6 protein-coding genes are annotated in these 6,609 nt (G+C 72.7%); 3 read left to right on the top strand and 3 right to left on the bottom strand.

Annotated elements, in window-relative coordinates; all coding sequences use genetic code 11:
- Positions 1 to 1,168: ABC transporter substrate-binding protein (locus NBZ85_RS25660; RefSeq protein ID WP_261562749.1), on the top strand; the 1,168-nt coding region annotated here is incomplete at its 5' end.
- 121 nt (positions 1,169 to 1,289) lie between these two features.
- On the opposite strand, the gene NBZ85_RS25655 is transcribed toward NBZ85_RS25660, so the two are convergent.
- Entirely contained in the window at positions 1,290 to 1,619 is a 330-nt protein-coding gene (locus NBZ85_RS25655) for a hypothetical protein (RefSeq protein WP_261559984.1), read from the bottom strand.
- 414 nt (positions 1,620 to 2,033) lie between these two features.
- Here NBZ85_RS25655 and NBZ85_RS25650 point away from each other — a divergent pair, with 414 nt between their 5' ends.
- Positions 2,034 to 2,924: an alpha/beta fold hydrolase gene (locus NBZ85_RS25650; protein ID WP_261559986.1), complete on the top strand. Its 891-nt coding sequence runs from the start codon at positions 2,034 to 2,036 to the stop codon at positions 2,922 to 2,924.
- Between the two features lie 29 nt (positions 2,925 to 2,953).
- On the opposite strand, the gene fabG is transcribed toward NBZ85_RS25650, so the two are convergent.
- Together fabG and NBZ85_RS25640 are read right to left on the bottom strand one after the other, a co-directional pair.
- Positions 2,954 to 3,736, bottom strand: coding sequence for a 3-oxoacyl-ACP reductase FabG (gene fabG, locus NBZ85_RS25645; RefSeq protein ID WP_261559987.1), 783 nt, complete (start codon positions 3,734 to 3,736; stop codon positions 2,954 to 2,956).
- An 86-nt stretch (positions 3,737 to 3,822) separates the two neighbouring features.
- Positions 3,823 to 5,007 carry a phosphotransferase enzyme family protein gene (locus NBZ85_RS25640; protein WP_261562748.1) on the bottom strand — a complete coding sequence of 395 codons (1,185 nt, stop codon included), beginning with the start codon at positions 5,005 to 5,007 and terminating at the stop codon, positions 3,823 to 3,825.
- Positions 5,008 to 5,233: 226 nt separating this feature from the next.
- On the opposite strand from NBZ85_RS25640, the gene eutB reads away from it, so the two are divergent.
- On the top strand, positions 5,234 to 6,609 hold a 1,376-nt coding region (eutB, locus tag NBZ85_RS25635; RefSeq protein WP_261562747.1), incomplete at its 3' end, for an ethanolamine ammonia-lyase subunit EutB.

Below are 6,609 nucleotides of genomic sequence, written 5' to 3'. Positions count from 1 at the left end.
GAGCCAGGTCCGCCGCGGTGGGGCGGACCCGTGTGCGCCGACGCCAGGCGTCGACCGCAGCAGGATCAGCCTCGGCATGCTGTACTCCAGCTCGCCGTACGCCGGCGACCCCAGTGCGCTGTTCCGCGCCGGGGTGGACGCCCGCCTCGGCGAGCAGAACGCCAAGGGCGGGATCAACGGACGCCAGCTCTCCTACAGCGTCGAGGACGACGAGGCGGCCCCGGAGCTCAACGCCGTCGGCGGGCGCGTCCTGGCGCAGCGTGACCAGGCGCTCGGCATCCTCCAGTTCAGCGTGGCGGCCGCCGGTTCGGCGAAGTCGCTGGAATCCACCGGGGTTCCCGTCGTCGACGGGCAGATCACCGATCCGTCGCTGTCGCCGCGCTCGAACGTGTTCAGCTACTCCCGGCCGACGGTGGAGGAACCCACCTCCAGCGGCTGGGGCGAGTTCCTCGCCAACCGGGGCGCGCGGCGCGCGGTCACGGTGTCCCTCGAACTGTCCTCGGCCACCCGGTCGATGGCCCGCGCCGCCGAGAACAGTGTGCGCGCCGCCGGCCTGAAGGCCGCGGACAACCTCCAGGTCCCGAGCGGGCCCTTCGACGCCGACCAGTTCGCCGACCAGGTCCGCGACTCCGGCGCCGACAGCCTCATCGCCTTCGTCCCGGCGCCGAACTTCTACCAGATCGTCGCCGCGGTGCAGGACGCCGACCTCGGCCTCAAGGCGATCCTGGGCAACCCGACCAGCTACGACCGCAGCCAGCTCGCCCAGGTCGGGGACTCCGCCGCGGGTGCGTACGCGTTCCTCGACTACACGCCGTTCGAGTTCAACACCCCGGCGCACCGGCGGTTCCTCGCCGCGATGGCCGCCTACGCGCCGCAGGCCGCCGCGCTGCCGGCCGGCACCGCGCTGATCGGCTGGATCAGCGCCGACCTGTTGCTGCGCGGGATCACCGCCGCCGGCGTCTGCCCGACCCGTGCGAGTGTGCTGGCCGGCCTGCGCCACCAGACCCGCTTCGACGCCGACGGGCTGCTACCGGCGCCGATCAACCTGAGCAAGGGCGTGGCCGACATCGCGCCCTGCTACGACTACGTGCAGGTGACGCCGGACGGCAGGAAGTTCGTCCCGGTGCCCGGTAAGCCGCGGTGCGGGCGGATCCTGCCGGCCGGCTGAACGCGCCCGCGCGAACGGCCGGGTTCCCGCCGCCGCCCTCAGATCAGGCCAACGGCGGGAACCCGGCGCGCCGCGGCGTCACACCGCGATCAGCAGGTCGGGCAGCCACCGGTAAAGCGGTTCACCACTTGCCCCAGTAGCAGGAGCCGGGGTGCCACTGCCTGGGCTGCCAAACCTTCTTGAAATAGTGGTGGTGCCACGTGAAGCCGGGAATCCAGTAGCCGGGCTCCCAGTAGCCCGGACGGCAGATCCAGTGCTGCCCCTTCTCACCCTTGTGACCACCATGCGGTCCTTCCACCGCCTTCGGCGGCGCGGACGAGGGTGCGACGGCGGCCGGGCTGGGGCTCGGCGGTGGCGGTGGGGCCGCCCCGGCGGGTGCGGCCGTCAGGAATGCGGCGAAGGCAAGGACGACAGCCAGGACCAGAAATCTAAAACGCTTGAGGATTTTCATGGCCATCCCTTCTGCAGATGCGCCACCTGGGCACCCCGACCGTCAGATCTCCAGCGGGAAGCCGCCCCCGGCGCACCCGTTGAATACCCTTGCGACGCTCCGCACAACCTCCCGCACACAACGTCGCGCCGATAGGCGGGTAGTCGACCGAGCCAGCCAAGTCAGCCGGGCCGCGGGGCTGTACGCCGATGTACATATCTGGCACTCGGCGCCAGATATGACTCTCTACTTCCTTTTTCTCGGAATACAAGGAAACCAGCCGCCACGCACCGTGAAACATGACCACGCCATATTCCGGGCACCGCCCCGCCCCGCCAGGAGAACACACCGGTCTCGGGCTCGGCACACCCGCAGCGGATCTTCGAAAAGGTCCGCAATGGCGACTCTCGCTCGCCGGTCTGATGACATGGGTGGGTGCCGACGACACGATGGGGACCTCGGATCGACGAGCGGTTCGCTCGGCCGCTGCGACGCGGGCTGCCCGCGTCGGCCCGGACACCGGGGGTGCACGTCGTCGAGGCCGCCGGTGCGCTGCTGCGCGTCCGCGACGTCGGGCATGGGCGGACGCTGGTGTTCGTCGCGGATCCGCCGGTCACCGTGGAGGCGTACAGCGAGGTGATCAGCCGGCTCGCCGGGCGTCACCGGGTGGTGGTCCTCGAGCCGCCGGGATTCGGCTTCTCGACCCCGCCGGCCGGCTTCGACGGCTCCTTCGCCGCGACCGCCCGGGTCGTCGAGGCGTTCCTGGCCGATCTCGGCGGTGCGCCGATGGGGCTGGTGTTTCCCTGCGCGTTCGGCTACCTCGGCCTGGACATCGCCACCCGCCGCCCCGACCTGGTCGACCGTCTCGTGCTCACGCAGGCCCCGGGCTGGGCGCAGGAGATCGCCTGGCGGGACGCCGTCGCCCGCAGATCGCCGCTGCGGTGGCCGGTGGTCGGCCAGCTCCTCCTGCGGCCGTGCGCGCCGCTGGTCGCCCGCTCCTGGCTGCGCGCCGCCACGGCCGACGCCCCGCTGACCGGCGCGCTCGTCCGCCACAGCGACGCCGCGTTCGCCGCGGGGGCGATGTTCGCCCTCGCCACCGCGTTCCAGGCCTACCTCGACGGCCCCGCGCCGACCCTGGCGCCGGCCGTCCCGGTCACCCTCCTCTGGGGCGACGCCGATCGGTCCCACCGCGCCAGCGATCCGGAGACGCTACGCGACCACGTCCCCTCCGTTCGTATCCACCGGTTGCCCGGGACGGGGCACTTCCCCGAGCTGCAACGCCCAGACGCCCTCGCGGCCGCCCTGGCGCTCGACGGAACGACGTGACACCTCCGCCCATGACATCCCACTGTCTGTCAGGACAGCCCGACGGCGGCCGGTGACTCGGACAGGATCTGCCCGCCGTCGATCACCAGCGCCTGCCCGGTGATGTAGGACGCCTCGTCCGAGGCGAGGAACAGCGCCGCGTGGCCGATCTCGTCGACCTCCCCGAGCCGGCGCATCGGGATCGCGGCCTCCGTCGAGTTCAGGTAGTCCGCGCCCAGCTCGGCGAGCCCCTCGGTGCGGACGTGGCCCGGGAGCACGGCGTTCACCGTGACCCGATCCCGGGCAAGCTCGACCGCCGCGGTGCGCATGAACCCGAGCATCGCCGCCTTGGACGCCCCGTAGTGCGACCAGCCGGGAACGCCGGTGACCGGCCCGGTGATCGACGAGGTGAGGATCACCCGGCCGCGCCCGGAGGCGACCAGCGCCGGCAGGAACGCCTGCACCGTGAGGATCGCGCCCTTGACGTTCGTGCCCAGCACCTCGTCGAGGTCGGCCTCCGTGATCGCCGCCAGCGGCGCGGACGGGGAGATCCCGGCGTTGGCGCAGACGACGTCCACCCCGCCGTGCCGCTCGGCGACGGTGCGGGCCAGCCGGGCGCTGTCCGCGGCGCTGGCCGCGTCGGCGAGCACGAAGCTGACGGTGCCGCCGCCGAGTTCATCGAGCTCCTGGGCCGTGGTGGCCGCGGCGACCACATCCCGCCCGCTGAGCACGACGTTCGCCCCCGCCTCGGCGAAGACTCGGGCGATGCCCTTACCGATCCCCTTGCTCCCGCCGGTGACCACGACGGTCCGACCCGCGACCGAGGTGAACATGTGGCACGTCCTTTCGTCGATGCGGGGGTGCAGTCCGCGATGTCCCCGTTCGGCGGGGGATTCATGCGGTCTTCCGCGCATGGCGGTCAGCCGGCGAGCAGGCGTCCGCCGAGGTACGCCTCGGCGAGGTCGCAGCTGTCGCGGGCGTACGCCGGGATGCTGGGCACCGCGTCGGAGTGCGGATGGGTGCCGAGCCAGGCGACGAGCAGCAGCCGGCGCAGCAGCACGAAGGTCGGGATCATCGCCACGTCGGCGGCGGTCAGCGGGAGGCGGCGCTGATACGCGGCGAGCCACGCGGCGACGAGATCACCGACCTCGTCGAGGTGCTCGATGAACGACAGCGACGCCGCGAGATCCCACAGATACCACCCGAAACCGCAGTCGTCGAAGTCGATGACGCACACCTCGCCCGCCTCCCCCGCACTCGCGCCTCCCGCGGCGACGGGCTCGGCGCCGTCGGGGACGAGGAGGTTCGCCATGCGCATGTCCGCGTGGATGAGCCCGAGCGTGTCCGGCCCCCTGCCGAAGGCCGACAGCCGCCCCTCGGCAGCGGCGGCGGCCCGGCCCAGCAGTTCCACCGCTTCGCGCGCGGCGGCACTGCGCGATCCCCGGTCTTCCCCGCCCGCGGCTGCGTCCGCCCCGATGACAACCGCCTCGCCCAGCGCAGTGCGCAGGCCGGAGGTCCAGCTTCCCCACCGGCCGGCGGCGCCGAGGGTGCTCTCCCAGGTCCAGGCGAAGCGGGCGAACGACGGCGGGCGGGCCCAGCTCCGGGCGTGCCGATGCAGCCGGGCGGTGATGTCGCCGAGCTGGGCGAACGCTTCTCCCAGCGCGGCGGGTTCCAGGGCTTCGGGCGAACGGCCGCCGACCCATTCGAACAGCACGGCATGCCGCTCGGTGCCACCGCCTTCATCGCCTCCCCCACCCGCGCCGCCGTTGCCGGCGTCCTCCGGCCGGGCGGTGGCGGTCGCCACGGAGGCGCCGGTGCGGGTGGGGACCACGGGAGGGGTGCGCACGACCCCGTCGGCGCGCAGGGCGGCCACCCAGGCGAGCTCGCCGTGGATCTCGGCGAGGCTGTGGTAGCCGGGGCGGTGCAGTCGCAGCGCCCAACGGCGCCCCCCGGCGAGGTCGTCGACCCGGTAGGTGATGTTCTCCGAGATGTGCAGCAGGGTGGCCCGCGGCGCCGGGCCGAGATCGTAGGCGGCGAGCACCTCGTCGACGGTCTCGTCCAGCCCGAGCAGCCCGAGCAGCCCGTCCATCGAGGTCGCGCTCATCGTGTGGCCGCCGCACCGGATGGCACCGCCGCCGGCTGGCCGCGCTCGACGTCGCCCGCGCCTGCGCCTGCTGTCACGCCGAGCACGGTAACGCCCGAATCGCCCGAGCAGGTGCCGCTACGCCCTGATCGGCCACACGGTCCACTCCCGCCGCCCCCTGACTGTCCCGGCCGCCATATTCTCAAGATCGCTGATCCGAGGACGGACGGGACAGGAGGTGGCCGCGGTGGCCTACCGGGCGACGTTGCGCGGTGAGCGGCACGTCTTCGCCGATCTGGCGGAGCTGTTCGCGAAGGCGAACGAGGAGAAGTCCGGCGACCAGCTCGCCGGGATCGCCGCCGGGTCGGCGCGCGAGCGGGTGGCGGCCAAGCTCGCGCTCGCCGACGTCACGCTCGGTGAGATCGTCGCCGCGCCGCTGATCGACGACGCGGTGACCGACCTGATCCTGCGCGGCCAGGACACCGCGTTGTTCGCGCCGCTGGCGTCGCTGACCGTCGGTGAGTTCCGCGAGCTCGTCCTGGCACCGTCGTTCCCGGCGCGCTGGCGCGACGACGGCCTGGCCCGCGCGATCACCCCGGAGATCGCCGCCGCCACCGCGAAGATCATGAGCGACAAGGATCTGATCTGCGCCGCGAAGCCGCTGCGGACGGTGACCCGCTGCCGCAACACGATCGGCGAGGCGGGCGTCCTCGGCGTACGGGTCCAGCCGAACCATCCCGTCGACGACCTGGAGGGCATCCTGCTGTCGGTGCTCGACGGCCTGCTGCACGGCTGCGGCGACGCGGTGCTCGGCGTGAACCCGGCGCGCGAGTCGGTCGAGCAGGTCGGGACGATCCTGCGCGGCCTCGGCGCGTTGGTCGACGCGTTGACCCTGCCCACCCAGACATGCGTGCTCGCGCACCTCACCACCCAGCTCGCCGCGCTCGCCGCCGGGGCACCGGTCGACCTGCTGTTCCAGTCGGTTGCCGGCACCGAGGCGGCGAACACCAGCTTCGGGATCACCCTGGACCTGCTCGCCGAAGGCCACGCGACCGTGCTCGCCCACCATCGCCGGGACCGGCCCGGCGACTTCATCGGCGAGCAGGTCATGTACTTCGAGACCGGGCAGGGCAGCGCGCTGTCCGCCGACGCCCATCACGGCGTCGACCAGCTCACCTGCGAGGCGCGGGCGCACGGGGTGGCGCGGGCGTTCGACCCGTTCCTCGTGAACTCAGTCGTCGGTTTCATCGGCCCGGAGTACCTCGCCGACGCCCGCCAGATCACCCGCGCCGGCCTGGAGGACCATTTCGTCGGCAAGCTGCTGGGCCTGCCGATGGGGTGCGACGTGTGCTACACCAACCACGTCGACGCCGACCAGAACACCAACGACGACCTGCTCGTCCTGCTCGTCGCCGCCGGCTGCACGTTCGTGATGGGCGTCCCGAGCGCCGACGACGTCATGCTCGGCTACCAGTCGACGAGCTACCACGACGCCGCCGGCATGCGCGAACTGTTCAATCTGCGCGCAGCGCCGGAGTTCACCGCCTGGCTGACCGACCGTGGCCTGCTCGTCGACGGCCACCTCGCCGATCCCACCGGCCCCGTAGCCGCCCTCCTCACCGC

The sequence above is a fragment of the Frankia tisae genome (genome assembly GCF_025403405.1).
In the GTDB taxonomy this organism is placed as follows: domain Bacteria; phylum Actinomycetota; class Actinomycetes; order Frankiales; family Frankiaceae; genus Frankia; species Frankia tisai.
Note: the sequence above shows the minus strand (reverse complement) of the source record. Positions and strands in the feature narration are given on the sequence as shown.